This window comes from Azospirillum sp. TSO35-2 (assembly GCF_003116095.1).
Lineage (GTDB): Bacteria > Pseudomonadota > Alphaproteobacteria > Azospirillales > Azospirillaceae > Azospirillum.
The window spans coordinates 2,318,662-2,318,887 of the sequence record NZ_LGRA01000021.1 but is presented as its reverse complement, the minus strand read 5'-3'; the positions used below and the strand labels follow the sequence as shown (position 1 = coordinate 2,318,887).

Sequence of the window (226 nt, the reverse complement as noted above, 5' to 3'; positions counted from 1 at the left end):
GCCGAGCGCCAGATGCAGCCCGGTGCCGCTGTCGCCGATCTGGGCGCCGGTGACCAGCGGCGGGCCGTCGTCGAAGCCGGTGGTCGAGGCGGCGCCGCCCGCGCATTGGGCGACGTTCTCGTACACCTTGCAGTTCTCGAACGGCCCGGGGCCGAAGCCCTTGACCGACGCGACGATCATCGCCGGGTTCAGCTCCTGGATGCGCTCCCAGGTGAAGCCCATGCGA

Annotated in this window: 1 protein-coding gene; it reads right to left on the bottom strand. The window is 71.2% G+C overall.

The window, feature by feature from the left end; all coding sequences use genetic code 11:
* On the bottom strand, nt 1-226 hold a 226-nt coding region (locus TSO352_RS26575; RefSeq protein ID WP_199231729.1), incomplete at both ends, for a CoA transferase.